The following is a 22,143-nucleotide window of genomic DNA, read 5'->3' on the forward strand; positions in this document are numbered from 1 at the left end:
GAAAGGCTAGTCGTCGTCGGCGTCGTCGGCGACGGCTTCCTTGCCGCTACCCGCAGCCCCCGCGCGGCGAGCCTTCATCGCCTCCAGCCGCGCGAGCATCGCTTCGCCCCGGCCATTATCGTGCGGGTCGAAGGCCACCGTTCGCGCCAGCCGCAACGCCGGGTCGAACTCACCCTGATTCGCGAGCGCGAAGGCGTAGGAGACCCGCATCTCGATATTTTCGGGCGTGATGACGAAGGCGCGCTCGAGCGCCTTGATCGCCATCTCGCTCGGCCGTTTGCCTTCGGTCAGAAAGCTGTCGAAATAAGCGTAGAGCGGCACGGCGTCGTCGGGATCGGTGCGGTTGGCGAGCTGGATCGGCCTCCGCGCCTCGCGCCATGCGGCGGCGTCATCCTCTCCCTTTTCGCGCAGTTGATACAGCTTCAGCCGTCCGAGCAGGACATTGGCGCGGACATGGTCGGGCTTGGCCGCCAGCACCTTGTCGAGCGCTGCCTGCATCGCCGCTAGGTCGCGCTTGTCGCTGTCGATGTCCCATTCGGCCGCCGCGAGTTCGAACTGCACATCGGCATTGGCGGGCTGCGCGGCGGCGAGTTTGCGCAGCGTGTCGCGCGCTTTGGTCAGGCGCGCCGCGTCGCCGCGCGCATTCAGCCGCTCGAGCCGCGGCATGATTACGGCATCTTCGTCCGCCGACAGCGGCGTAATCCGGATATTGGCCGAGATGGGGACCGGATCGCGCAGGGTGCGATACGAGAGCTTGCCCTCGATATAGCGGTTGAGGTCCTTGTCGAGCCCAGCCAGATCGCCGAACGCGTCGGTCGCCGCTTTCTTCGGATCGGTCCCGGCGTTGATCGCATTGGTATAGGCGTTGATCTGGTCTCCCCGCGCGGCGCTATGGAGGAGCATGTGGGTCAGGATCCATGCGCGGCCGTAATAGACATCCATCTGGCCGCTGTTGCGCATCGCGCCCGGTTGTTCGAACAACAGCCTCTCGGCAGGAATTTTCGGCATCTGCAACAGACCATAGGCGCGGCGGTAGACGGGATGGCCGATCATCGCGCGGCCTTGCTTGTCGAAGTCGACGGTCGAATAATATTCGGCGAAACCTTCAATCAGCCAGGCGGGAAACGCCGCGCGCAGGTGGCGCTTCATGAAATGGTGGCTGTATTCGTGGAACAGCACCTGCTGCGAGGCCGATGTGCCGGCGACGCTGCTGCCGCCGTTCTGGCGAAAGGACATGGCGAAGCTGCCATCGCGGTCTTGCCGATAATAGCCCGCGACCGACGCGCTGCGCGATCCGGTTGCCAGTTCGGCGACGTCGGGCGCCGCGGCGACCAGATAGATCGGCAGCTTGCTTTCCTCGCCGGGCGTTTCGACCTTGAAGAGCAGGCGCAGCGTGGTGTCGAATCGCTGCAGATTCTGCGCGAATTCGCGCAGCGATTTCTCGTTGCTCTCGCTGTAGATGATGAAGCTGTCGGTGTCGGCGCGCAGCCATTTGGCCTCGGCCGGTCCCGCCATAGCGACCATCGCGATCCCGGCCAGCAGGCCCAAGCCGATCCTTTTCATCCTGCGCCCCCGCATCATAACCCTTAGGGGATGCTGCCAGCGCGCCCGGCTACAGTAAAGCCCTGTTACAGCTAAACAAAGCTATAGGGGTCGATATCGATCGCGAGGCGCGCTTTTGCCGGCCAGTCGACACTGTTCACCCAGTCGCGGATCGTCCCCTGCAGGTCGAAGCTGCGCGGCGCGTGGAGGAGGAGGCGGAAGCGGTGGCGGCCGCGCAGCATAGCCAAGGGGGCAGGCGCGGGGCCATAGACCGCGAGCCCCTCGGCAACCGGCGCTTTCTGCCCCAGCCGCTGCGCCTGCCCGCGCGCGACCTCGATATCCTCCGACGAGATGACGAGCGCGGCGAAGCGGCCATAGGGCGGCGCGCCCGCGAATTTGCGCGCCGCGGCCTCGGCCGAATAGAAACCGTCGCGGTCGTTCGCGACGAGCGCGGCCATCACCGGCGCCTCGGGCACGCGCGTCTGGATTAGCACCTCGCCGGGCTTGACCCCGCGCCCGGCGCGCCCCGCGACCTGCGCAATCTGCTGGAAGGTGCGCTCGGACGCGCGGAGGTCGCCGCCGTCGAGCCCCAGGTCGGCATCGACGACGCCGACGAGCGTGAGGTTGGGGAAATGATAGCCCTTGGTGACGAGCTGGGTTCCGATGATGATGTCGACCAGCCCGCCTTCGACATTGTCGACGAACTCTGCGGCCTTTGCGGGCGACCACAAGGTGTCGCTGGTGACGATCGCGACGCGCGCCTCGGGGAAACGTAGCGCGACCTCGTCGGCGACGCGCTCGACCCCCGGCCCGCACGCGACGAGACTGTCCTCGTCCTCGCATTCGGGGCAGAGCCGCGGCGGCGGCATGACATGGCCGCAATGATGGCAGGCGAGGCGGTGGACGAGCCGGTGCTCGACCATCCACGCGGTGCAGTTCGGGCACTGGATGCGGTGGCCGCACGTCCGGCACAAGGTCAGCGGGGCGAAACCGCGGCGGTTCAAAAAGAGCAGGCTCTGCTCGCCCTTCTGGAGCCGGTCGGCGAGCGCGTCGACGAGCGGCGGCGCGAGCCAGCGGCCGCGGTCGGGCGGGTTCTGCCGCATGTCGATCGCGGCGAGATCGGGCAAGGTCGCACCGCCGAAGCGTGCGGGGAGCTGGATATGGCGATAGCGTCCGGCCTCGACCATCGCGAGGCTTTCGAGCGCTGGGGTCGCGCTCGCGAGCACCACAGGGAGCCCCTCGAAATGCCCGCGCATCACCGCGACGTCGCGCGCGTGATAATGGACGCCGTCCTCCTGCTTGAAGCTCGTCTCATGCGCCTCATCGACGACAATCACGCCGAGCCGGGCGTAAGGAAGGAAGAGCGCCGAGCGCGCGCCAATGACGATGCGCGCGTCGCCCGATGCAATCGCGTGCCAGGCGCGTCGGCGTTCGGCCGAGCGCAGCCCCGAGTGCCAGGCGACCGGCTCGCAGCCGAAGCGCGCAGTAAAGCGCGTCAGCATCGGCTCGGTGAGCGCGATTTCGGGGAGCAGGACGAGCGCCTGCTTGCCGGCATCGATCGCGGCGGCGATCGCTTCCATATAGACTTCGGTCTTGCCCGACCCGGTGACGCCGTCGAGCAGCAAAGTGTCGAATTTGGCGACGTGCACCGCGTCCCGGAGCTGCGCCGCTGCGGCGGTCTGTTCGTCCGAGAGGTCGGGCGGCGCAAAGCCGCTGTCGGGTACGGGATAGGGCTGGTCGGCCGAGACGGTCACCGCCTCGAGCGCACCGGTGTTCACGAGCCCGCGGATCACCGCGTCGCTGACCTCGGCGATCGCGGCGAGGTCGCGCACCATGCCCTGCCGCTCACCGATCGCCTCGAGCGCGACGATGCGCTGCGGAGTCATCCGCGCCGGGAGTTCGCCGGTCGCGCGATATTCGACGATCGGGCGCCGCGCATCGGCGAAGGCAACGCCGGGCAGCACCATGCGCAGCACCGCGCCGGGCGGCGCGAGATAATAGTCGCTTGTCCATTCGACGAGACGGCGGAGCGGCGCGGCGATCGGCGGCACAGCGACGACTTCGTAGAGATTGCGGAGGCGGTTGTCGCCGACCGCCTCGGGCGCGCCGAAGCTTGCATCCTCCCACACCACGCCGCCGAGCCGCCGCGGGCCGAGCGGCGCGATCACGACGCTGCCGAGCGGCGCCTCGCTTTCGCGCGGGACGCGATAGTCGAGCGGGCCGAGGGCGGCGGTGAGGAGGAGGACGCGGGCGCGGGTCATGGACTGCGCAGGATATAGGGTGGCGGGTAAAATAGGAAAGCGCGGGTGACAGAAACCGTCGCCCCCGCGAAGGCGGGGGCCGCTATCGGCCTTGTGCAACATATCCAGCGGCCCCCGCCTTCGCGGGGGCGACGGTCAGGTGGAGGCCAGCGCCGCCTTCTTCGCCGGCCGCTTCGCGGGCTTCGGGCGCCTGAACCAGAAGGTCCATACCGCAAGGCTGCCGAGCATCGTCAGCGAAAGACCCGAGATCGTCAGCACGATGCGCCAGGTCCAGCCGCCGACCTTCGACGCGTGGATCGGGAAGGCCATGTTGAACGCCTGCGCCCCGCCCGGCATCGCGAGCGCGTCGCGCGCGCCGAGCAGTTCGCCGTTTGCGGCGTCGAACCACAAAGTCGAGCGGCCGTTGGGAAGCCATTCGGCCTGCTGGCGCATCCGCAGCATGATCGGGTCACCCGCCTTGCGCGGCAGGCTGAGGATGCGGAATTCGGCGTCGGGGAAGCGGCGCCGCGCTTCGGTCAGCATCGCGGTGTAATCGGGCTTTTCGGCGAGCGGCCCGCCCTTGTATTTCGGCGGCTCGATCGCCTTCGCCGCCTCGGCCGGCGAGCCAAAGGGGGCGATCATCACCATCGCAAACGGGCGGAAGATCATCATCGTGCCCGTGACGATCGAAATCAGCAGCAGCGGCGCGACGATGATGCCGAGGTCGCGGTGGTGCATCACGATCGACGGGCGGCTCATCCGTTTCGGCCACAATCGCAGTTGAAACGTTTTCCGCGTCCGCCACCAGAGGATCACGCCGCTGATCACGAAGAACAGCCCGCACAGCCCGGCGATCCCGATCACCCATTCGCCATTGTCGCCCGCGAAGAGATGGTGGTGGAAGTCGAAGATCCAGAGCTCGGGCCGCTCCCACTGGCTCGCCCAGCGCGTGACGATGTCGCCCGACTGACTCGCATAGGCGCCGGCGTCCTTGCCGAAGCGGAGCTGGTGCAGCCCGAAGCGGTCGTCGGCATAGATGATGCCCTGCGCACCCGGCGCGGCCATCAGCCTTTCGGTGGTCGCGGCGACCGTCGTCAGGTCGCCGCGCAGCGGATCGCCGGTGCCCGGAAATCCGATCCACAGATGCTCATAGAGCAGGATCGTGCCCGACAGGCCGAGCAGCGCGAGCACGAGGCCGATCAGGCCCCCCGTCCAGCGGTGCAGCGTGTCGAGCAGCTTCATCATCAGAAACGCCTCCCCTTTAGAACCTGTAGTCCCAGCCGAGGGTGAAGGTGCGCCCGCGGCCCGCGAAATAGGAGAGCTGGTCGCTCGGCAGACGCGTGTCGCTCGAATAGTCGATATATTGCTTGTTGAAGAGATTCTGCGCCGACAGGCTGATCCCGCCAAAGCCCGTCTGGTAACGGACATAGGCGTCGGTCAGCGTGTAGCCGCCGAAATCATTGTCGCGCAGCTTGAGCGGGCTGCCGCGCGCATCGTCGGCGGCGCGCGCCTTGCCGTCGAAGCGGCGCTTCAGATAGACCTGCGTCTGGATGCGCGCCGAGAAGGGGCCGCTGTTGTAGCTCGCCGCGAGGTTGACGCGGTCGGGCGAAATGTTGACCCCGTCGAGGTCGCTGTCGACCTTGCCGTCGGGGACCGCATCGCTGTCGAAGCGGCCGGTCAGATGCGCATAGCCGACATTGAGCTTGAGCCCGTCGATCGGCGTCTGGACGCCGAGGTTGACCTCGAGCCCCTGGATTTCGACGCGTAGCCGCTGGACGTCGAAGTTGCGGTCGGCGCCCGTGACGAGCAGCTGGCCCTTGTCGCTCGACGACCAGAAATAGGCGGCGCTCGCGTCGACCGGGCCGCGCTTCACCTCGAAGCCGATCTCGCGGTTGTTCGACACGACGGGCGAGATATCGAGGAAATTGTCGATGTCGACCCCGGTGCGGTTCACCGCGCGGGTGATGCGGCCGATGTCGGGAACGGTGAAGCCCTCGGCATAGCTTGCATAGGCGCGGATGCCGTCCCACGGTTCGACGATCACGCCGCCGTTGATCAATAGGTCTTCGAACTTCGGCTTGCCGCCGGCGACGTCGACGCCGCCATAGCTTGCGAGGCCGCACGGCACGGGCTGCGTGGCGGGCGGCGCGGGACACGCGACGAAGGTGGTCGACGCGAGCGTGCGATAATCGTCGATCTTGATCTTCACATTTTCCCAGCGGACCCCGCCTGCGAGGCGCACAACGCCGTCGAACAGTTTCAGGTTCGCCTGCCCGAAGGGCGCGAGGCTGCGGAAATCGCTCGGCGGCACCCAGCGGCGGCCCGTCGCGATCAGCGCCTGTTCGGTCTTGTCGACCAGCGCGTCGAACCCGATCGTCAGTGTCAGATCCTCGAAGCCGGGGACCGCGCGTTCGTAGCTGAACTTGGCGCCGAGCTTGCGGCTGCGGTTCTGCGACTGGTCGAACAGCGTGCCGACGGGGGCGATCGCCGGATCCTGGAACGTCGCTTGCGTGACGATTTCGCCGCCGAAGGTATCGCGGCTGCGGTTGAAGAAGATCTGGCTGACGAAATTGCCGCCGCCAAGGTCGGTGTCGGTCAGCGACAGCGCGACGCTTTCGGTGCGGCTCTGCGCCGATTTGCCCGGCGGGTTGCCGCGCACCGCGCTGGTCGGGATGCCGAGCGCGCGGTTGCCGGCGACCGCGACATAGTCGCCGTCGCCCTTCAACTCGTAGCGGCTGGCGATCAGGTCGAGGCGGGCGCTCGGCGACAATTCATAGCCGAGCCGCGCGAAGAAGTTCGTCGCCTTGCTGTCCTGCGTTTCGCCCTGCGTCAGGTTGAGCCCGATCGGGCGGCCCTTCGCGTCGGAAAAGACGCCGCGGATTTCATAAGTTGCGCCGATCGACGCGTCGAAGGCGCCCGCCTTGTACTGGAAGAGGCCGCCGGCCTTGCCGCCCATCCCGGCCTTCGAAAAATCATTGTCGGCGGTGCCCTGCAGCAGGACGCGGCCCGAAATCCCCTCTTCGGTCGGCGCGCCGACGGTGACTTGGTTGACGATGCCGCCGGTGCCGCCGATTCCCTGCAAGGCGTTCGACCCGAAGATCAGCTCGACGCGGTCGACGAAAAAGCCATCGATCGTGAAGCCGTCGCGGCTGCCGTCGCGCATCGGGGTCGATTGCGGGATGCCGTTGATCGCATAGAGCGGCGAGCGTCCGCGCAAGGATTCGCCCGAGCCCGAAAGCTTCTGCCGCGTCGGCGAGAAGCTGGGGGTCAGGTTCGCGACCGCGTCGGTGACCGAACCCGAAATCGCGATCTGCTGGTCGAGCGCATCCTTGTCGATGATGTCGATCGTCAGCGGCAGCGCGCTCGGCGGCAGGATGGTGCGCGCCGCGGTGACGACGATCGTCTCGCCGGCCGCGTTGTCCGCATCGACGGGGGCGCCGTCCTGTGCGAAGGCGGGCGACGAAAGCGCGGTGCTGAGCAGTGCGGCGGCGGCAATTTTGCGAATCATTATCAACTCCTGTTGGCAGGGCCGCTAATGAGAGCGATTCGCATAGGCAAGGAAAAATCCGCCTGATCGACGCGATATCGCTACTTTCGCATAGGCTGTGGAAAATTCGCCACAGCGCCGAAAAGCGCGCTATCAGGTTGCCAATGCGGGAAAAGGAACTGCGCTTCGCCCTGATTTGCTACGGCGGCATCAGTCTCGCCGTCTATATGCACGGCATCACGAAAGAGGTCTGGCGGCTCGCGGCGGCGTCGCGTGCCTTTCACGAGGGCACGCCGCTGACCGGCGCGGGCGCGGTCTATGGCGAGCTGCTCGCCGCGATCGCGGCGCGCAGCAACGTGCGGCTGCGCGTTCTCGCCGACATCGTCGCGGGGGCGAGTGCGGGGGGCATCAACGGCATCTTCCTCGCGCGCGCGCTGGCGACGGGGCAGTCGCTCGACCCGCTGACCGACCTCTGGCTCGACGGCGCCGATGTCGACAAGCTGATCGACCCCGATGCACGCCCGCTGTCGGCGGCGACCAAATTCTGGGCGGTGCCGATCGCCGGCTGGATGATGAAGAAGCGCGGCAACGCCATCGACCGCACCGTCGGCGCCGGCGCGCAGGACGAGGTGCGCGTCAAGCTGTCGCGCTTCGTCCGCGCGCGCTGGTTCGAACCGCCCTTCGGCGGCGAAACCTTCACGAACCTGCTGTTCGATGCGTTCGACGCGATGGATGCGGGGCCGCGCGGGCCGGTGCTGGTGCCGGACGGACAGCCGGTCGACCTGTTCGTCTCGGTCACCGATTTTGCGGGGCACAGCGTGCCGCTCGCGCTCAACAGCCCGGCGCGCGTGACCGAGGACGAGCATCGGTTGATGCTGCATTTTCGCGCGGACAGCCGTCTCGGCAAGCGGCTCGACGATGTGCCGGGGCTGACCGCGGCGGCGCGCGCGACGGCGAGTTTTCCCGGCGCCTTTCCGCCCTTCACCTTGCGCGAACTCGACCGGGTGCTCGAAAAGCGCCAGATCGCATGGCCGGGCCGCGAGGCGTTCATCCATGCGCAGCTTCCGGCGGGCGGCGAAGGCGATCCCGCCGATCGCGTATTGATCGACGGCTCGGTGCTCGCGAATGCGCCCTTCCGGCCCGCGATCGCGGCGCTGAAACAGCGTCCGGCGCGGCGCGAGATCGACCGCCGTTTCGTCTATATCGACCCCAAGCCCGATTATCGCTCGATCAGCTTCGGCAAGCCGGGCGAACAGGCGGCGGGCGAGGGAGCGCGGCTTCCCGGCTTTCTGGCCACCATATTGGGGGCGCTGTCCGAAATTCCGCGCGAACAGCCGATCCGCGAGAATGTCGAGGCGATCGAGGGCATGTCGCGCCGCATCCGCCGGATGCAGCATATCGTCGACGCGATGAAGGTCGAGGTCGAGGAGCAGGTCGCGGCGCTGTTCGGCACCACCTTCTTCCTCGACACGCCGACGGTCGCGCGGCTCGAAAAATGGCGCGCGAAGGCGCAGGATCAGGCGGCGGCGCGCGCGGGTTTCGCCTTTGCGCCCTATGGCCACCTCAAGCTGTCGGCGGTGATCGAGGAGATGGCGAGCCTGATCGACCGGCTGTTGCCGCCCGAGGGCGCGGTTCATCAGGCGAACCGGCGCCTCGCGCTGTGGGACGAGGCGCGCGCGCGCGGGCTCGACCGGATTTCGGGAAAAAAAGGTGCAGGCGCGAGCAGCGACGCCGTCGTCTTTTTCCGCACCCACGACCTCGGCTTTCGCATTCGGCGCCTGCGTTTCCTCGCGCGCGAACTCGACACCGCGGTCGAGGCGACGCGCGACGGCCGCGACCCCGTGTGCGAGGCCATGCGCGAGGCGATCTTCACCGCGCTCGGCCTCTATCTCGACCGGCAGGGCGACAGCTGGCTCGCCGACCTCGACCTGCCCGCCGATGCCGGGCCCGGCGACTGGATCGATGCGATCGCGGCGCGGCGCGACCTCCGCACGGTCGATGGCGAGGCCGATGCGCTCATTGCCGCGGGGCTTGCCGCGATGCCCAAGGGCGACCGGCGGACGCTCCTGCTCGCCTATCTCGGCTACCCCTTTTACGACATCGCGACCTTGCCGCTACTGCAGGGCGAGGGGTTCGACGAATTCGACCCGATCAAGATCGACCGCATCTCGCCGTCGGACGCGACCGCGATCCGCACCGGCGGCGCGGCGGCGATGCTGAAGGGGGTCGAGTTCAACAGCTTCGGCGCGTTCTTCAGCCGCGCGTACCGCGAGAATGATTATCTGTGGGGCCGGCTCCACGGCGCCGACCGGCTGATCGACATCGTGGCATCGAGCGTCGGCGGCGACGGGGCGCTGGCGGGTGAGGATCTGAAGGCGATCAAGCGCCGCGCGTTCCATGCCATCCTCGACGAGGAGGAGGGGCGGCTGCCGAAGGTGAAGGCGCTGATCGATGAGCTACGGAGCGAGATCGGGTAAGTATCCGTCGCCCCCGCGAAGGCGGGGGCCGTTAGCGGTTTACACCGCCAGTGCGGATAATGCTTCCAGCGGCCCCCGCCTTCGCGGGGGCGACGGAAATCAATCCGTCAGATCGTCCCACATTTCCTTGATGCGGCCGAAAAAGCCCTGGCTTGCGGGGCATTCCTCGCCCGTCTCGGTCTCGCGGAACTCGCAGAGCAATTCCTTCTGCCGCGCGGTGAGCTTCGTCGGCGTCTCGACGTCGATCTGGACGACCAGGTCGCCGTGGCCGCGGCCGTTGAGCACCGGCATACCGGCGCCCCGCTGGCGGAGCTGCTTGCCCGACTGGATGCCCGCGGGGATCGCGATGTCGTGCTTTTTGCCGTCGAGACCGGGGATGGCGATCTCGCCGCCGAGCGCCGCGGTGGTGAAGCTGATCGGCGCGCGCGTGAACAAAGTCGTGCCCTCGCGTTCGAACACCTTGTGCCGCGCCATGTGGAGGAAGATGTAAAGGTCGCCCGGCGCCGCGCCGCGCGCGCCGCTCTCGCCTTCACCCGACAGGCGGATGCGCGTGCCCTCGTCGACCCCGGCGGGGATGTTGACGGTCAGCGTCTTACGCCGGTCGACACGGCCTTCGCCATGGCATGAGTTACAGGGATCGGCGATGACCTCGCCCGCACCCTGACAGGTCGGGCAGGTGCGTTCGACCATGAAAAAGCCCTGCTGCGCGCGCACCTTGCCGTGGCCGGCGCAGGTCGAGCAGCGGTTGGTGTGGGTGCCGGGCTTGGCGCCCGATCCGTCGCACGCATCGCAGCGCGCCGCGACATCGACCTGGATTTCGCGCGTGACGCCCGCAAAGGCGTCCTCGAGCTTGATCTCCATGTCGTAGCGCAGGTCCGCGCCGCGCGCGGGGCCGCGCTGCTGGCGCCCGCCGCCGAACGCCGAGCCGAAGATCGATTCGAAAATATCGCCAATGTCGCCGAAATCGGCGCCATTGCCGCCGCCGAAACCGCCGTTGCCGTTGACGCCGGCCTTGCCGAAACGGTCATAGGCGGCGCGCTTCTGCGGGTCCTTCAGGCAGTCATAGGCTTCGCTGATCGCCTTGAAGCGCGCTTCGCTGTTGTCGCACCCCGGATTCTTGTCGGGGTGATATTTCATCGCGAGCTTGCGGTAGCTCGCCTTCAGCGCGGCATCGTCGGCGGTGCGCTCGACTTCCAGCAGTTCGTAATAATCGATGTCGAGTGACATAGGTCAGCAGGCCCCTTCCTCAGCCGTCACCCCGGCAAAAGTCGGGGTCGCTATCGGGCTGGCGGTGCCTTGCCGAGAGCGATGCCAGCCTTCGCCGGCATGACGGTTGAAGATCATTTTCTTACTTCTTGTCGTCTTCGACTTCGGAGAATTCGGCGTCGACGACATCTTCGTCGACCTTCGCCGCACCGGCGTCATCGTCGGCGCCGGGGGATGCGGCCGACTGCTGCTCCTTCTCGTAGATCGCCTGGCCGAGCTTCATCGCGACCTGCGCGAGCGCCTGGCTCTTTTCGGTCATCGCGGCGGCATCGCCGCCTTCGACCGCGGTCTTCGCTTCGGCGACCGCAGCTTCGATTTCGGACTTCAGGCCCGCGTCGACCTTGTCGCCATGCTCGCGGAGCTGGCTTTCGGTCGAGTGGATCAGGCTTTCGGCGTTGTTCTTCGCCTCGGCCGCCTCACGGCGCGTCTTGTCCTCTTCGGCGAACTGTTCGGCGTCCTTGACCATCTGGTCGATGTCCGAATCCGAAAGGCCGCCCGACGCCTGGATCTTGATCTGCTGTTCCTTGCCGGTGCCCTTGTCCTTGGCATGGACCGACACGATGCCGTTGGCGTCGATGTCGAAGGTCACCTCGATCTGCGGCACGCCGCGCGGTGCGGGGGGAATGCCGACGAGGTCGAACTGGCCGAGGATCTTGTTGTCCTGCGCCATTTCGCGCTCGCCCTGGAACACGCGGATCGTCACCGCCGACTGGTTGTCGTCGGCGGTGGAATAGACCTGCGACTTCTTCGTCGGGATCGTCGTGTTGCGGTCGATCATCTTGGTCATGATGCCGCCCAGCGTCTCGATGCCCAGCGACAGCGGGGTGACGTCGAGCAGCAGCACGTCCTTGACGTCGCCCTGCAGCACGCCGGCCTGGATCGCGGCGCCGATCGCGACGACTTCGTCGGGGTTCACGCCGGTGTGCGGTTCCTTGCCGAAGAAATCCTTCACGACTTCGCGCACGCGCGGCATGCGCGTCATGCCGCCGACGAGGACGACTTCGTCGATCTCGCTCGCCGAAATGCCGGCGTCCTTGATCGCCTTCTTGCAGGGTTCGAGGGTGCGCTTGACCAGCTCTTCGACCAGCTTTTCAAGGTCGGCGCGCGTGATCGTCTTCACAAGGTGCTTCGGCCCGTTGGCGTCGGCGGTGATGAAGGGCAGGTTGACCTCGGTCGTCGCGGCCGACGACAGTTCGATCTTCGCCTTTTCGGCGGCTTCCTTCAGGCGCTGCAGCGCGAGCTTGTCACCGCGAAGATCAATGCCTTCGTCTTTCTTGAAGGTGTCGGCGAGGAATTCGACAACCTTCGAGTCGAAATCTTCACCGCCGAGGAAGGTGTCGCCGTTGGTCGACTTCACTTCGAACACGCCGTCGCCCACCTCGAGAATCGAGATGTCGAAGGTGCCGCCGCCAAGGTCATAGACCGCGATCGTCTTGTTCTCGGTCTTGTCGAGGCCGTAAGCGAGCGCCGCCGCGGTCGGCTCGTTGATGATACGCAGCACTTCGAGGCCCGCGATGCGGCCGGCGTCCTTGGTCGCCTGGCGCTGCGCGTCGTTGAAGTAAGCGGGAACGGTGATGACCGCCTGCTCGACCTTTTCGCCCAGATAGGCTTCGGCGGTTTCCTTCATCTTCTGAAGGATGAAGGCCGAGATCTGCGACGGCGAATAATCTTCGTTGCCCGCCTTGACCCACGCGTCGCCATTGCTGCCCTTGACGATCGTGTAGGGGACCAGCTCGGTGTCCTTCTTGGTGATCGGGTCGTCGAAGCGGCGGCCGATCAGGCGCTTCACGGCGAAAACGGTGTTTTCGGGGTTGGTGACGGCCTGGCGCTTCGCCGGCTGGCCGATCAGGCGCTCGCCATCCTTGGCAAAGGCGACGATCGACGGGGTCGTGCGCGTGCCTTCGACATTTTCGATAACCTTGGGTTTTCCGCCTTCCATCACCGCGACACAGCTGTTCGTGGTGCCGAGGTCGATCCCGATCACTTTGGCCATTGGTATTACGTCCTTGTTGCTTCTCTGGCGCCCTGAAAAGGCACGCCGTCCATGGGTTTGATGACGGCGATATAGGTGCGCTAATCCTTGGCACAAGAGCTTTGAAGGCTTATCGAGGGCGTGAAATGACGCGCTTTTACGGAGTCCTCCCAAAATGAAACCTTTTGCGATCCTTGCACTCGCCGTCACCGCGCTGACCCTGACAGCCTGCGGCGATAATCTGGTCGCTGCCAAGCCGCTGAACGTCGTCAGCGGCCATATCGTGATGGGCGCGACCCCCGACCGCCCGGCGGTCGGCTATTTCCGCGTCCAGGGCGGGCCGCAGCCGGTCCAGCTCGTCGCGGTGACCGCCGACCTCGCGCAGCGCGTCGAGATGCACGAAAGCGTCAAGGAAAATGGCGTCGTGACGATGAAGCCGCTGCTCCGCGCCGACGTCCCCGCCAAGGGCGAGCTGGTGTTCAAGCAGGGCGGCAAGCATCTGATGATCTGGGGCATCAACGGCGCCGCGGTGCGCGCGGGCAAACTGCCGATGGCGTTCGTCTTCACCAACAACAATAATGAACGCATCCTGTTCGATCTGGTGATCAAACCGGCCGAGGGCGCTGCGGCGGAGGGCGGAATGGACCATGGCGCGATGGATCATGCCGCCGAAAAGGCGGCGCCGGACGCGGCCAAGAAATAAGTCCGCGTGCCGCGCCATGCGCGTCCCCTGACCCAAGGCGAGGTCGCGCTGGCGCGCAGCGTGTTCGGCGACGCCATCGCCTATGACCGCGTGCGTGTGTGCCATGACAAATGGATATTCTTCCAGCCGCGCCACATCGTCATGGCGCCGATGGGCAGCCTGCACTTCAATCCGCATGGCGAGCTCTATTGCGAGGATTTCAGCGCCGCGTCGCAGCGATTGCAGGGGTTATTCATCCACGAGATGACGCATGTCTGGCAGGCGCAGACGCGCGGGCGCTGGTATCTGGTGCTGATGCGCCACCCGTTCGCGACCTACAGTTACAGCCTCAAACCCGGCTGGCTCCTCGAACGCTACGGATTGGAGCAACAGGCCGAAATCGTCCGCCATTACTGGCTGCTCACGCAGGGCATGGTCGTCGGCGGCGCGCCGGGGATCGATGCCTATCGCGCAATCCTGCCGTTCGAGGCTGAGCCCGGATAACGGCTAGGCATGAAAAAGACCGGGGAGCGGCAAGCGCTCCCCGGTCCGGATATCAGTGCTGCATATCCTTGTGATCGGCGTGATCGGACTTGTCCTCGCCTTTCTTGTCGCAGCAGCAGCCGTCCTTCATTTCCTTGCAGCAGCACGCCTTCTTGGGCGCCTCTGCGGCATGGGCGACGGCGGGGGTGGCCAGCGCGATCGCCAGCCCGAACAAGATCTTCTTCATAAATGCTCCTTTGAATGACTGAAATCGGGATCGCATTCAGGAGCGCGGCGGTTCGGCTTCGGGAACCGGATCAAGACCGTCGAGCCGCGCCATTGCGGTATCGGACGGGATGAATTTCTCCGGGCTGGCCAAGGCAATATCGGGCGCCCGGCAGGCAATCGCGATGCAGGGCGACGCACAATCGGGGTGCGCGGGCAGCGGCGTTTTCTTCGCCGGCGCAGACATGTCGCAGCCCGCCATCGCGGGGACGTCGACCGGGGCCGCCGCGGCTGCGGTGCAGAGCGGGCTGCCCGGCCCCGCCGCAAGCATCACCGCTGCAAACAGCAGGAGCAGCGATTGAAAGAGGCGCCGTTGCATCATGTCGGCAGCATTCTATCCGGAAGGGCGGCACATGCAATCCCGGCGGCCGCAACCCGGGCTTCGTGGTCCCGGAAAACTATAGCCGGTCGGGCGCGCCGCCATTCTTCGCTGGCCAAACGTCCGCTGTTCGTCCTATGTTCCGTTTATGGATTCAACCTCGCTTGTCGTCGCCCTTGTTGCCCTCGCCATCGGTGCCCTGATCGGCTGGCTCTTCGCCGGGCGCCAGTCGGGCGCGCTCACCGCCGAGCGCGACGGGCTTTCGGAGCGGTTCAAGAGTGCGGTGACCGATCTTGCCGCCGAGGCCGAGGCGCGCAAGGCCGCCGATATCCGGCTCGCCGCGCTGCTCAGCGAGCAGAAAGCGCGCGACGAGGCGCATGATGCGCAGATTGCGGGGCTGAAGGACGCGCAGGCGGCGCTCACCGCGCAGTTCCGCGAGGTCGGGCAGGTGATGCTCGATGGCGCGCAAAAGGCGTTCCTCGAACGCGCCGACGCCCGCTTTCGCCAGAGCGAAGAGACGGCGGGGCAGAATCTGAAGGCGCTTCTGAACCCGGTGCACGAGCGTTTGCAGAAATATGAGGAAGCGGTCGGCAAGGTCGAGGCCGAGCGCCGCGATGCCTTCGGCCTGCTTCACGGCCAGATCGCGGCGATGCGCGAGGGCACCGAACGTGTGTCGAGCGAGGCCGCGAAACTCGTCAACGCGCTGCGCAACGCGCCGAAGGCGCGCGGGCGCTGGGGCGAACAGCAGCTCAAGAATGTACTCGAAAGCTGCGGCCTCTCCGAACATGCCGATTTTCAGACCGAGGTCAGCGTCAACGACGGCGACGGCGGGCGACTGCGCCCCGATGTGGTGGTGAAGGTGCCCGGCGGGCAGAGCCTCGTGATCGACGCCAAGGTCTCCTTGAACGCCTATCAGGACGCGTTCGGCGCGGTCGACGAGCGTGAGAAGGCGGCGCACCTCGCGGCGCATGCCGCGGCGATGAAGGCGCATGTGAACACGCTCGGCGCCAAAGCCTATTGGAACCAGTTCGACGATACCCCCGACTTCGTCGTGATGTTTGTCCCCGGCGAGCATTTCCTCGCCGCCGCGCTCGATCAGGACCATGAGCTTTGGGATTATGCGTTCGACCGCAAGGTGCTGCTCGCGACCCCGACCAACCTCATCGCGATCGCGCGCACCGTCGCGGCCGTGTGGCGGCAGGAAAAGCTCGCCAATCAGGCGCGCGAGATCGCCGCGCTCGGCAAGGAGCTTTACGCGCGCATGTCGGTGATGGGCGCGCACATCGCCAAGGTCGGGCGCAACCTCGATCAGGCGACGGGGGCGTACAACGCCTTCGTCGGCAGCTTCGAAAGTCAGGTGCTGACGCAGGCGAAGCGCTTCGAGGCGCTCGATATCGAAACCGGCGACAAGGAAATTCCGGTGCTGCTCGTTGCAGAGCAGTCGGCGCGCCCGCTGGCGAAGTTGGCGGCGGCGCCGGCGGCGGTCAACGACGCGGGCGAATAGCAGAAAAGCAAACGTCGCCCCTGCGAAGGCAGGGGCCGCTATCGGCGTAGCGCATGGTTGCCTGCGGCCCCTGCCTTCGCAGGGGCGACGAGCCCTAAATCACCCGCCGCAACACCGCGGTCCGCCCGTTCGTCAACGCTTTGGCGCCGGGGTTCGGCACCATGATCTTGGTCTCGCCATAGTCGCCGTCGTAATTGAGCCGCGACGGCGTGATCTCGAGCGTCCAGCCGGGCTCGGTGCCGAGCGCCATATAGGCGGCGGGCTGATCGCCGGGCCCTTGCGGCGGCGTTTCGGCGGCGGGTGCACAGGCGGCGAGCGCGAGAAGCGAAGCGGCGGGGAGGGCGATCCTGATCATGCGGCATCTCCTGAACGCTATATGCTGATCGATCGATGAACCGCGCGGACGGCTATTGGTTCCGCTGCTGGTTCAGCACCTCATATGCCATCACCGCGGTCGCGACGGCGGCGTTGAGGCTGTCAGCCTTGCCCATCATCGGCATCTTCACGCGCACATCGGCCGCCTCGGCATATTCGCTCGGCATGCCCTGCGATTCATTGCCGGTGAGGATGAAGGTCGGCGCGGTGTAGCGCACCGCCTGATAATCCTGCGTGTCGTCGCCGAGCCAGGTCGCGACGAGCTGGCCGGCGCCTTGCCGCAGCCAGGGGAGAAATTCCTCCCACCGCGCGACCACCAGCTTCTGGGTGAAGATCGCCCCCATGCTCGCGCGCACCGCCTCGACCGCATAGGGATCGGTCGATTCGTCGAGCAGAATCAGCCCGCCCGCGCCGACCGCGTCGCCGGTGCGCAGCATCGTGCCGAGATTGCCGGGGTCGCGCAGCCGTTCGGCCACAAGCCAGATCGGCGCGGCATCGCGGTCGAGATCGGCGAGGGCGGTTTTCGGTTCGGCATAAATGCCGACGACGGTTTGCGGATTATCCTTGCCTGACAATTTCGAGAGGATTGCCCCCGTCGTGTCGATCACCTCGCCGCCCGCCGCGAGCGTGTCGGCGGCGAGCGCCGCGGCGAGGGGGTGTGTGTCGCCCTCGGGCCCGAGGAACAGCCATTGCGGAAGCACGCCCGCCTCGCGCGCCTCGGTCGCGATGCGCAGCCCTTCGGCGAGGAACAGCCCCTCGGCGCGGCGATGGCGCTTTTCGCGCAGCAATCGCATCCGCTTGATCAGCGGATTCGACAGGCTTTCGATTTGGGAACGGCGACCGGTCATCCGGTCAATCCTCGCCGAAGCTGTCCTTGACCAGCCCGACGAGTTTCAGCAGCGCCGCGTCGGCGCCGTCGCCGCGCGTGTGGATGGTGATCGAATCGCCCTTTGCGGCGCCGAGCATCATCAGGCCCATGATCGAAGTTCCGTTGACGCGCGATCCGCCCTTTTCGACCTCGACCGAGACGCTTTCGGGCAGGCGGCTGACGAACGTCACGAACTTGGCGCTCGCGCGCGCGTGCAGGCCGCGCTGGTTGGTGATTTCGACCGTCTCGGAATTTTCGTTCAAGGGCCCACTCCCAGCATTTCCGACGCGACCGAAATATATTTCTGGCCGGCTTCCTTCGCGGCGATCACCGCGGCGCGCAGCTCCATCGTCTTGCGCGCGCTTTCGAGGCGGATCAGCATCGGCAGGTTGACGCCCGCGATCACTTCGGTGCGCCCCGATTCGAGCAGGCTGATCGCAAGGTTCGACGGCGTGCCGCCGAACAGGTCGGTGAGCATCACGACGCCGCGGCCTTCGTCGACCTTGCGAATCGCGTCGGCGATTTCCTTGCGGCGCATTTCCATATTGTCGTTGGGGCCGATGCACACGGTCGCGATCGCCCTTTGGGGACCGACGACATGCTCCATCGCGCGCACCATTTCCTCGGCGAGGCGGCCGTGGGTGACGAGCACCATTCCCAGAAGCGGCAGAGCCTTATCGTTCGGCATGCAGTCGTCGACCCTTATGTTTTGCCGCCGGGCGCGGAAGCCGCGGGCGGGGGCCTGCCCTCAAGCCCATCTTGCGGGGCAGAGTCAAGATTGCGGTGGGTCAGCGTTGGCTCATATCCGGATTCGCGTAGCGTTTGGGCAACACGCGCCGCGACATGGACCGACCGGTGGCGGCCGCCGGTGCAACCAAAAGCAATGGTGACATAGCTTTTGCCCTCGGCGCGGTAGCGCGGCAGCAGGGTCAGGATGAGTTTCTCGATCTGCGCGACGCTGTCCTCATAGGCGGGGTCGGCGATGACATAGGCGGCGACATCGGCGTCGAGCCCGGTGCCGGGTTTCAGCTTCGGGTCCCAGTGCGGATTGCGCAGATAGCGCATGTCGAAGACGAGGTCGGCGTTGCGCGGCAGCCCGCGCGCGAAGCCGAAGCTCATGACGTTGAGCACGGGCTCGCCGTCGCCGGCATCGCCGAAGCGCTGGCGGATTTCCTGCTGCAAATCATTGCTGCTGTAGTTGGTCGTATCGACGACATGCTCGGCCCAGCGGCGGAGCGGCTCCATCATCTCGCGCTCGCGCGCGATGCCGTCGGCGGCGGGGCGGTCCTCGGCCATCGGGTGGCGGCGGCGCGTTTCGGAAAAGCGGCGTTCAAGCTCGGCGCCCGCGCAGTCGAGGAACAAAGTCTGGATGTCGCGGCCGCCCGCTTCGCGCAAATCCTTGATCCGGCGCACGAGCAGCGCGGGACGGAAACCTCGACTACGACTGTCGATCCCGATCGCGAGCGGGCGACCCGCTTCGCTGCGCTGCATCGGCGCGTCGATCAGCGTTTCGAGCAGCGCGAGCGGCAGATTGTCGACCACCTCCCAGCCGAGGTCTTCGAGCACCTTGAGCACGGTCGATTTGCCCGCGCCCGACAGGCCGGTAACCAGCAACAGGCGCGATTCGGCGGCCGGACTCATCGTCGAAACATCATGCGCCGGGCGCCAGCCGTTCGAGTGCGAGCAGGATCTTGATCGGCGCCGACGCCTCGAACGCCGACAGCAGCAGCGCGGGCAGCGGGCGGCCCGCGACCGTCTCGAACTGGTTGATCGACGGCATGCGATCGTAACGGTCGGTCAGGCGCACCGCGAGCGCGAGCGGCACGGGCGCCGTCCATGCGCGTTCGATGATCCCGATGCCGCGGACTTCCAGCTTGCCCGCGAGATTTTCGGGCGGGCGGCACCACAGGCGATCGCGCTCGAACCAGATATCGCAGCGATCGTCGGCGACCAGCTTGGCGCCGCGGTCGATCAGCCGCAGCGCGAGGTCCGACTTGCCCTGTCCCGAATTGCCGAGGATCAGCACGCCGCCATTGCCCGCCGCGACGCAGCTGGCATGGATATTGACGATATCGGTTCGGGTCCGGCTCGGAAGCATGGCGCATGGCTTACCGGCGACGATGCGGTGCCGCAAGGCGATAGGATGACGGCGTCAGCCTGCCGCGTGCCCGCCTTCGCGCGCGGGGAGGGTGATGAGCAGGCTCGCGCCGGGTTTGCCGTCGTCGCGATCCTTGGCGCTGATCGTCCCGCTATGCCCCTCGACGATCGTCCGCGCGATCGCGAGACCCAGCCCGCTGTGGCGGCCAAAGGCTTCGCCGGTGGGGCGTTCGCTGTGAAAACGGCGGAAAATGGCGTCGCGCTGCGCGGGGTCGATCCCGGGGCCATCATCGTCAACCTTGATGTGAACCTCGTCGCCGAGGCGCGTTGCCGAGACGCACACGAGCCCGGCGTCGGGCGAAAAGCTGATCGCATTGTCGATCACATTGTCGATCGCGCGTTCGAGCCGGTGGCCGTCGCCCATCACGACCGTCGTGCCTTTGCGCGGGCGCGCGAAGGCGACGCGCGGCTGCGGCACATTCGCATCAACGCGCGCCGCGCGCGCCGCGAGCATCGATTCGATCATGATGCCGACATCGATCGGTTCGAACAAAGTGCGCGACAATTGCGCGTCGACGCGGCTCGCCTCGCTAATGTCATTGACCAGCCGGTCGAGCCGGCGGACGTCCTCGTCGGCGATGGCAAGCAATTGCGCGCGCTGCTCGTCGGTCTTGACGCGCCCCAGCCCCTCGATTGCCGAACGGACCGAGGCGATCGGATTCTTGAGTTCGTGCGTCACGTCGGCGGCAAAATGCTCGCCCGCGTCGATGCGTTCGCGCAGCGCTTGCGTCATGTCGCTGAGCGCGCGCGCGAGCGTGCCGATCTCGTCGCGGCGGCTCGGCAGGCGCGGGACGACGACTTCGCGTGCGCGGCCGAGCCGGACGCGCACCGCGGCGCGCGCGAGGCGGCGCAAGGGGCGGACGATCGTGCGCGCGAGGAACAGCGAGAGCAGCACCGAAGCCATCAGCACCATCGCGACGACGACCGCGATGCGGAACCGCTCGGCGCGCACGGTGCGCGTGATGTCGCGCGCGTTGAGCGTCATCAGCACCGTCTGCGGCGTCTCTAGGTCGACGACGCGCGCGGCGCTGAGCAGCGGGGTGCGTTCGGGGGCAAAGCGGAAGCGGCTCGCGGCGACCCCGCCGGTCTGGGCCTCGACGACTTCGGGCCAGGACTGCGCCCGGTCGACGCGGGGTTCCTCGAAATCGGGATAGGTCGGCGCGCCGACGACCCAGTCGATACCGCGGTCCATCGCGCGCGCGGCATCGCGTTTCCATGGCTGGAGATCGGGATCGCGCAGCGTATAGGTCGGCGGACCGTTCTGGAAACTGTCGGAGATGCGCCGGCCGTCGGGGGCATAGAAACGCAGCCGCGATTCGGTCGCCGTAGCAAATTCTTCGATCAGCCGCGTCCGCTCCTCGGGGCGTGCCGCCTCGAGCGCGCTGTCGAGCATCGCGAGCTGGTCCTTCATCACCTCGATGCGCGTATCGACCAGGCGGCTGCGGTAGGTGTCGAGATAATAGAAGCCGCCTGCGAGCAGCGCGATTGCGAGGATGTTCACCGCAAGGATGCGCGTCGTCAGCGACCAGCGCGCCGACCAGACGAGCGGCGATTCCTCCTGCTCGGCGACGCTGCCGTCGGGCTTGTTCGCGTCAGCTTTCATCGGCAAAGCGATACCCCGCGCCATAGAGGGTGGCGATCGCGTCGAATTCGGGATCGACCTCGCGGAACTTGCGGCGCAGGCGCTTGATGTGGCTGTCGATCGTGCGGTCGTCGATATAGACGTCGTCCTGATAGGCGGCGTCCATCAACTGGTTGCGGCTGCGCACGATGCCGGGGCGGCTGGCCAGCGTTTCGAGGATCAGGAATTCGGTGACCGTCAGCGTGACGTCCTTGCCGTCCCATGCGACCTTGTGGCGCGCCGGGTCCATGCTCAGCCGGCCGCGGGTGATCGGTTCGGCGACAGGCTCGTCGCCCTCTTCGGCCGCGCTTTTGTTGAGCTCGACGCGGCGCAATATGGCGCGAATGCGCGCGATCACTAAGCGCTGCGAAAAGGGTTTGGCGATATAATCGTCGGCGCCCATCGCCAGTCCCAGCGCCTCGTCGATCTCGTCATCCTTGCTGGTCAGGAAAATGACCGGAAGCTGGCTCTTTTCGCGCAAGCGGCGCAGCAGTTCGAGCCCGTCCATGCGCGGCATCTTGACGTCGAACACCGCAAGGTCGGGCGGATTGTCGATGAGCGGCTTCAGCGCCGCTTCGCCGTCCGAATAGACGCGCGTCACGAAACCCTCGGCCTGCAGCGCGATGGAAAGGGATTGCAGAATGTTGCGGTCGTCGTCGACCAGCGCGATAGTTGCCGTCATGCTCTTTCCGTTGGGCGGGCCCGGACAAGCGATTAGCCTATCCGGGGCGCAGCGACAACCGCGCGCATGGTCACCGGTTTCCCGCTTTGCGCGTTCGTCGCAAGTGCGGCGCGGCCCCGCTTTAATCTTTTGACCTCCCCCGCCAAGCGAGCTAACGCGGCCGGGATTTCGGAATCGGCGGTC

The 22,143-nt window shown here is 66.6% G+C and carries 20 protein-coding genes; 4 read left to right on the top strand and 16 right to left on the bottom strand.

Going from position 1 to position 22,143, the window contains the following annotated elements:
- Window positions 1-6 precede the first annotated feature (6 nt).
- From FG91_RS06900 to FG91_RS06915, 4 genes are all read right to left on the bottom strand, one after another.
- Window positions 7-1,563 (bottom strand): hypothetical protein, encoded by a 1,557-nt coding sequence (locus tag FG91_RS06900; protein ID WP_037513578.1) that lies wholly within the window; start codon window positions 1,561-1,563, stop codon window positions 7-9.
- A gap of 71 nt (window positions 1,564-1,634) precedes the next feature.
- Window positions 1,635-3,803: a primosomal protein N' gene (locus FG91_RS06905; protein WP_037513579.1), complete on the bottom strand. Its 2,169-nt coding sequence runs from the start codon at window positions 3,801-3,803 to the stop codon at window positions 1,635-1,637.
- A gap of 135 nt (window positions 3,804-3,938) precedes the next feature.
- Window positions 3,939-5,024, bottom strand: a complete 1,086-nt coding sequence (locus tag FG91_RS06910) for a PepSY-associated TM helix domain-containing protein (RefSeq protein ID WP_037513729.1) — start codon at window positions 5,022-5,024, stop codon at window positions 3,939-3,941.
- Between the two features lie 19 nt (window positions 5,025-5,043).
- Entirely contained in the window at window positions 5,044-7,290 is a 2,247-nt protein-coding gene (locus FG91_RS06915) for a TonB-dependent receptor (protein WP_037513580.1), read from the bottom strand.
- 143 nt (window positions 7,291-7,433) lie between these two features.
- On the opposite strand from FG91_RS06915, the gene FG91_RS06920 reads away from it, so the two are divergent.
- The gene (locus FG91_RS06920) at window positions 7,434-9,746 is read left to right on the top strand and encodes a patatin-like protein (RefSeq protein ID WP_037513581.1); all 2,313 of its coding nucleotides are present in this window, start codon (window positions 7,434-7,436) and stop codon (window positions 9,744-9,746) included.
- A 99-nt stretch (window positions 9,747-9,845) separates the two neighbouring features.
- On the opposite strand, the gene dnaJ is transcribed toward FG91_RS06920, so the two are convergent.
- Window positions 9,846-10,973: a molecular chaperone DnaJ gene (dnaJ, locus tag FG91_RS06925; RefSeq protein ID WP_037513582.1), complete on the bottom strand. Its 1,128-nt coding sequence runs from the start codon at window positions 10,971-10,973 to the stop codon at window positions 9,846-9,848.
- A gap of 121 nt (window positions 10,974-11,094) precedes the next feature.
- On the bottom strand, window positions 11,095-13,005 hold the full coding sequence (gene dnaK, locus FG91_RS06930; RefSeq protein WP_037513583.1) for a molecular chaperone DnaK: 1,911 nt from the start codon (window positions 13,003-13,005) through the stop codon (window positions 11,095-11,097).
- Between the two features lie 154 nt (window positions 13,006-13,159).
- Between dnaK and FG91_RS06935 the strand changes: the two genes are divergently transcribed.
- Together FG91_RS06935 and FG91_RS06940 are read left to right on the top strand one after the other, a co-directional pair.
- Entirely contained in the window at window positions 13,160-13,687 is a 528-nt protein-coding gene (locus FG91_RS06935) for a copper chaperone PCu(A)C (RefSeq protein WP_037513584.1), read from the top strand.
- A 6-nt stretch (window positions 13,688-13,693) separates the two neighbouring features.
- On the top strand, window positions 13,694-14,170 hold the full coding sequence (locus tag FG91_RS06940; RefSeq protein WP_037513585.1) for a hypothetical protein: 477 nt from the start codon (window positions 13,694-13,696) through the stop codon (window positions 14,168-14,170).
- Window positions 14,171-14,222: 52 nt separating this feature from the next.
- Here the strand turns inward: FG91_RS06940 and FG91_RS21980 are convergent, their stop codons facing one another.
- Both FG91_RS21980 and FG91_RS06945 read right to left on the bottom strand, forming a co-directional pair.
- The gene (locus FG91_RS21980) at window positions 14,223-14,396 is read right to left on the bottom strand and encodes a hypothetical protein (protein WP_161785634.1); all 174 of its coding nucleotides are present in this window, start codon (window positions 14,394-14,396) and stop codon (window positions 14,223-14,225) included.
- A gap of 36 nt (window positions 14,397-14,432) precedes the next feature.
- Window positions 14,433-14,756, bottom strand: a complete 324-nt coding sequence (locus FG91_RS06945) for a hypothetical protein (RefSeq protein ID WP_152568028.1) — start codon at window positions 14,754-14,756, stop codon at window positions 14,433-14,435.
- A gap of 145 nt (window positions 14,757-14,901) precedes the next feature.
- Here FG91_RS06945 and FG91_RS06950 point away from each other — a divergent pair, with 145 nt between their 5' ends.
- Complete coding sequence (locus FG91_RS06950) at window positions 14,902-16,257, top strand: DNA recombination protein RmuC (RefSeq protein ID WP_037513588.1); 1,356 nt, start codon at window positions 14,902-14,904, stop codon at window positions 16,255-16,257.
- Between the two features lie 94 nt (window positions 16,258-16,351).
- Here the strand turns inward: FG91_RS06950 and FG91_RS06955 are convergent, their stop codons facing one another.
- The 8 genes from FG91_RS06955 to FG91_RS06990 are packed head-to-tail and all read right to left on the bottom strand — an operon-like array spanning window position 16,352 to window position 21,960.
- On the bottom strand, window positions 16,352-16,612 hold the full coding sequence (locus FG91_RS06955) for a hypothetical protein (protein ID WP_200878414.1): 261 nt from the start codon (window positions 16,610-16,612) through the stop codon (window positions 16,352-16,354).
- A 52-nt stretch (window positions 16,613-16,664) separates the two neighbouring features.
- Complete coding sequence (locus FG91_RS06960; protein WP_037513589.1) at window positions 16,665-17,480, bottom strand: TrmH family RNA methyltransferase; 816 nt, start codon at window positions 17,478-17,480, stop codon at window positions 16,665-16,667.
- 4 nt (window positions 17,481-17,484) lie between these two features.
- Window positions 17,485-17,763, bottom strand: coding sequence for an HPr family phosphocarrier protein (locus tag FG91_RS06965; RefSeq protein ID WP_037513592.1), 279 nt, complete (start codon window positions 17,761-17,763; stop codon window positions 17,485-17,487).
- On the bottom strand, window positions 17,760-18,188 hold the full coding sequence (locus tag FG91_RS06970) for a PTS sugar transporter subunit IIA (RefSeq protein ID WP_037513594.1): 429 nt from the start codon (window positions 18,186-18,188) through the stop codon (window positions 17,760-17,762). Before FG91_RS06970 ends, FG91_RS06965 begins: the two co-directional genes overlap by 4 nt.
- A 14-nt stretch (window positions 18,189-18,202) precedes the next feature.
- Window positions 18,203-19,141: an RNase adapter RapZ gene (rapZ, locus tag FG91_RS06975; RefSeq protein WP_037513595.1), complete on the bottom strand. Its 939-nt coding sequence runs from the start codon at window positions 19,139-19,141 to the stop codon at window positions 18,203-18,205.
- Window positions 19,142-19,151: 10 nt separating this feature from the next.
- Window positions 19,152-19,598, bottom strand: coding sequence for an HPr kinase/phosphorylase (locus tag FG91_RS06980; protein ID WP_052187377.1), 447 nt, complete (start codon window positions 19,596-19,598; stop codon window positions 19,152-19,154).
- 54 nt (window positions 19,599-19,652) lie between these two features.
- On the bottom strand, window positions 19,653-21,284 hold the full coding sequence (locus FG91_RS06985; protein WP_037513596.1) for an ATP-binding protein: 1,632 nt from the start codon (window positions 21,282-21,284) through the stop codon (window positions 19,653-19,655).
- Window positions 21,250-21,960, bottom strand: coding sequence for a response regulator transcription factor (locus FG91_RS06990; protein ID WP_037513598.1), 711 nt, complete (start codon window positions 21,958-21,960; stop codon window positions 21,250-21,252). Before FG91_RS06990 ends, FG91_RS06985 begins: the two co-directional genes overlap by 35 nt.
- Window positions 21,961-22,143: the final 183 nt, after the last annotated feature.

The organism is Sphingopyxis sp. LC81 (assembly GCF_000756375.1).
Classification (GTDB): domain Bacteria; phylum Pseudomonadota; class Alphaproteobacteria; order Sphingomonadales; family Sphingomonadaceae; genus Sphingopyxis.

Excerpts from the sequence above, each read along its gene's own strand:
- FG91_RS06935 (WP_037513584.1), top strand. The coding sequence starts at position 13,160 with ATGAAACCTTTTGCGATCCTTGCACTCGCCGTCACCGCGCTGACCCTG.
- dnaK (WP_037513583.1), bottom strand. The coding sequence starts at position 13,005 with ATGGCCAAAGTGATCGGGATCGACCTCGGCACCACGAACAGCTGTGTC.
- FG91_RS21980 (WP_161785634.1), bottom strand. The coding sequence starts at position 14,396 with ATGAAGAAGATCTTGTTCGGGCTGGCGATCGCGCTGGCCACCCCCGCC.
- FG91_RS06900 (WP_037513578.1), bottom strand. The coding sequence starts at position 1,563 with ATGAAAAGGATCGGCTTGGGCCTGCTGGCCGGGATCGCGATGGTCGCT.
- rapZ (WP_037513595.1), bottom strand. The coding sequence starts at position 19,141 with ATGAGTCCGGCCGCCGAATCGCGCCTGTTGCTGGTTACCGGCCTGTCG.
- FG91_RS06915 (WP_037513580.1), bottom strand. The coding sequence starts at position 7,290 with ATGATTCGCAAAATTGCCGCCGCCGCACTGCTCAGCACCGCGCTTTCG.
- FG91_RS06960 (WP_037513589.1), bottom strand. The coding sequence starts at position 17,480 with ATGACCGGTCGCCGTTCCCAAATCGAAAGCCTGTCGAATCCGCTGATC.
- FG91_RS06905 (WP_037513579.1), bottom strand. The coding sequence starts at position 3,803 with ATGACCCGCGCCCGCGTCCTCCTCCTCACCGCCGCCCTCGGCCCGCTC.
- FG91_RS06985 (WP_037513596.1), bottom strand. The coding sequence starts at position 21,284 with ATGGCGCGGGGTATCGCTTTGCCGATGAAAGCTGACGCGAACAAGCCC.
- FG91_RS06990 (WP_037513598.1), bottom strand. The coding sequence starts at position 21,960 with ATGACGGCAACTATCGCGCTGGTCGACGACGACCGCAACATTCTGCAA.
- FG91_RS06970 (WP_037513594.1), bottom strand. The coding sequence starts at position 18,188 with ATGCCGAACGATAAGGCTCTGCCGCTTCTGGGAATGGTGCTCGTCACC.
- FG91_RS06910 (WP_037513729.1), bottom strand. The coding sequence starts at position 5,024 with ATGAAGCTGCTCGACACGCTGCACCGCTGGACGGGGGGCCTGATCGGC.
- FG91_RS06920 (WP_037513581.1), top strand. The coding sequence starts at position 7,434 with ATGCGGGAAAAGGAACTGCGCTTCGCCCTGATTTGCTACGGCGGCATC.
- dnaJ (WP_037513582.1), bottom strand. The coding sequence starts at position 10,973 with ATGTCACTCGACATCGATTATTACGAACTGCTGGAAGTCGAGCGCACC.
- FG91_RS06955 (WP_200878414.1), bottom strand. The coding sequence starts at position 16,612 with ATGATCAGGATCGCCCTCCCCGCCGCTTCGCTTCTCGCGCTCGCCGCC.
- FG91_RS06950 (WP_037513588.1), top strand. The coding sequence starts at position 14,902 with ATGGATTCAACCTCGCTTGTCGTCGCCCTTGTTGCCCTCGCCATCGGT.
- FG91_RS06980 (WP_052187377.1), bottom strand. The coding sequence starts at position 19,598 with ATGCTTCCGAGCCGGACCCGAACCGATATCGTCAATATCCATGCCAGC.
- FG91_RS06945 (WP_152568028.1), bottom strand. The coding sequence starts at position 14,756 with ATGATGCAACGGCGCCTCTTTCAATCGCTGCTCCTGCTGTTTGCAGCG.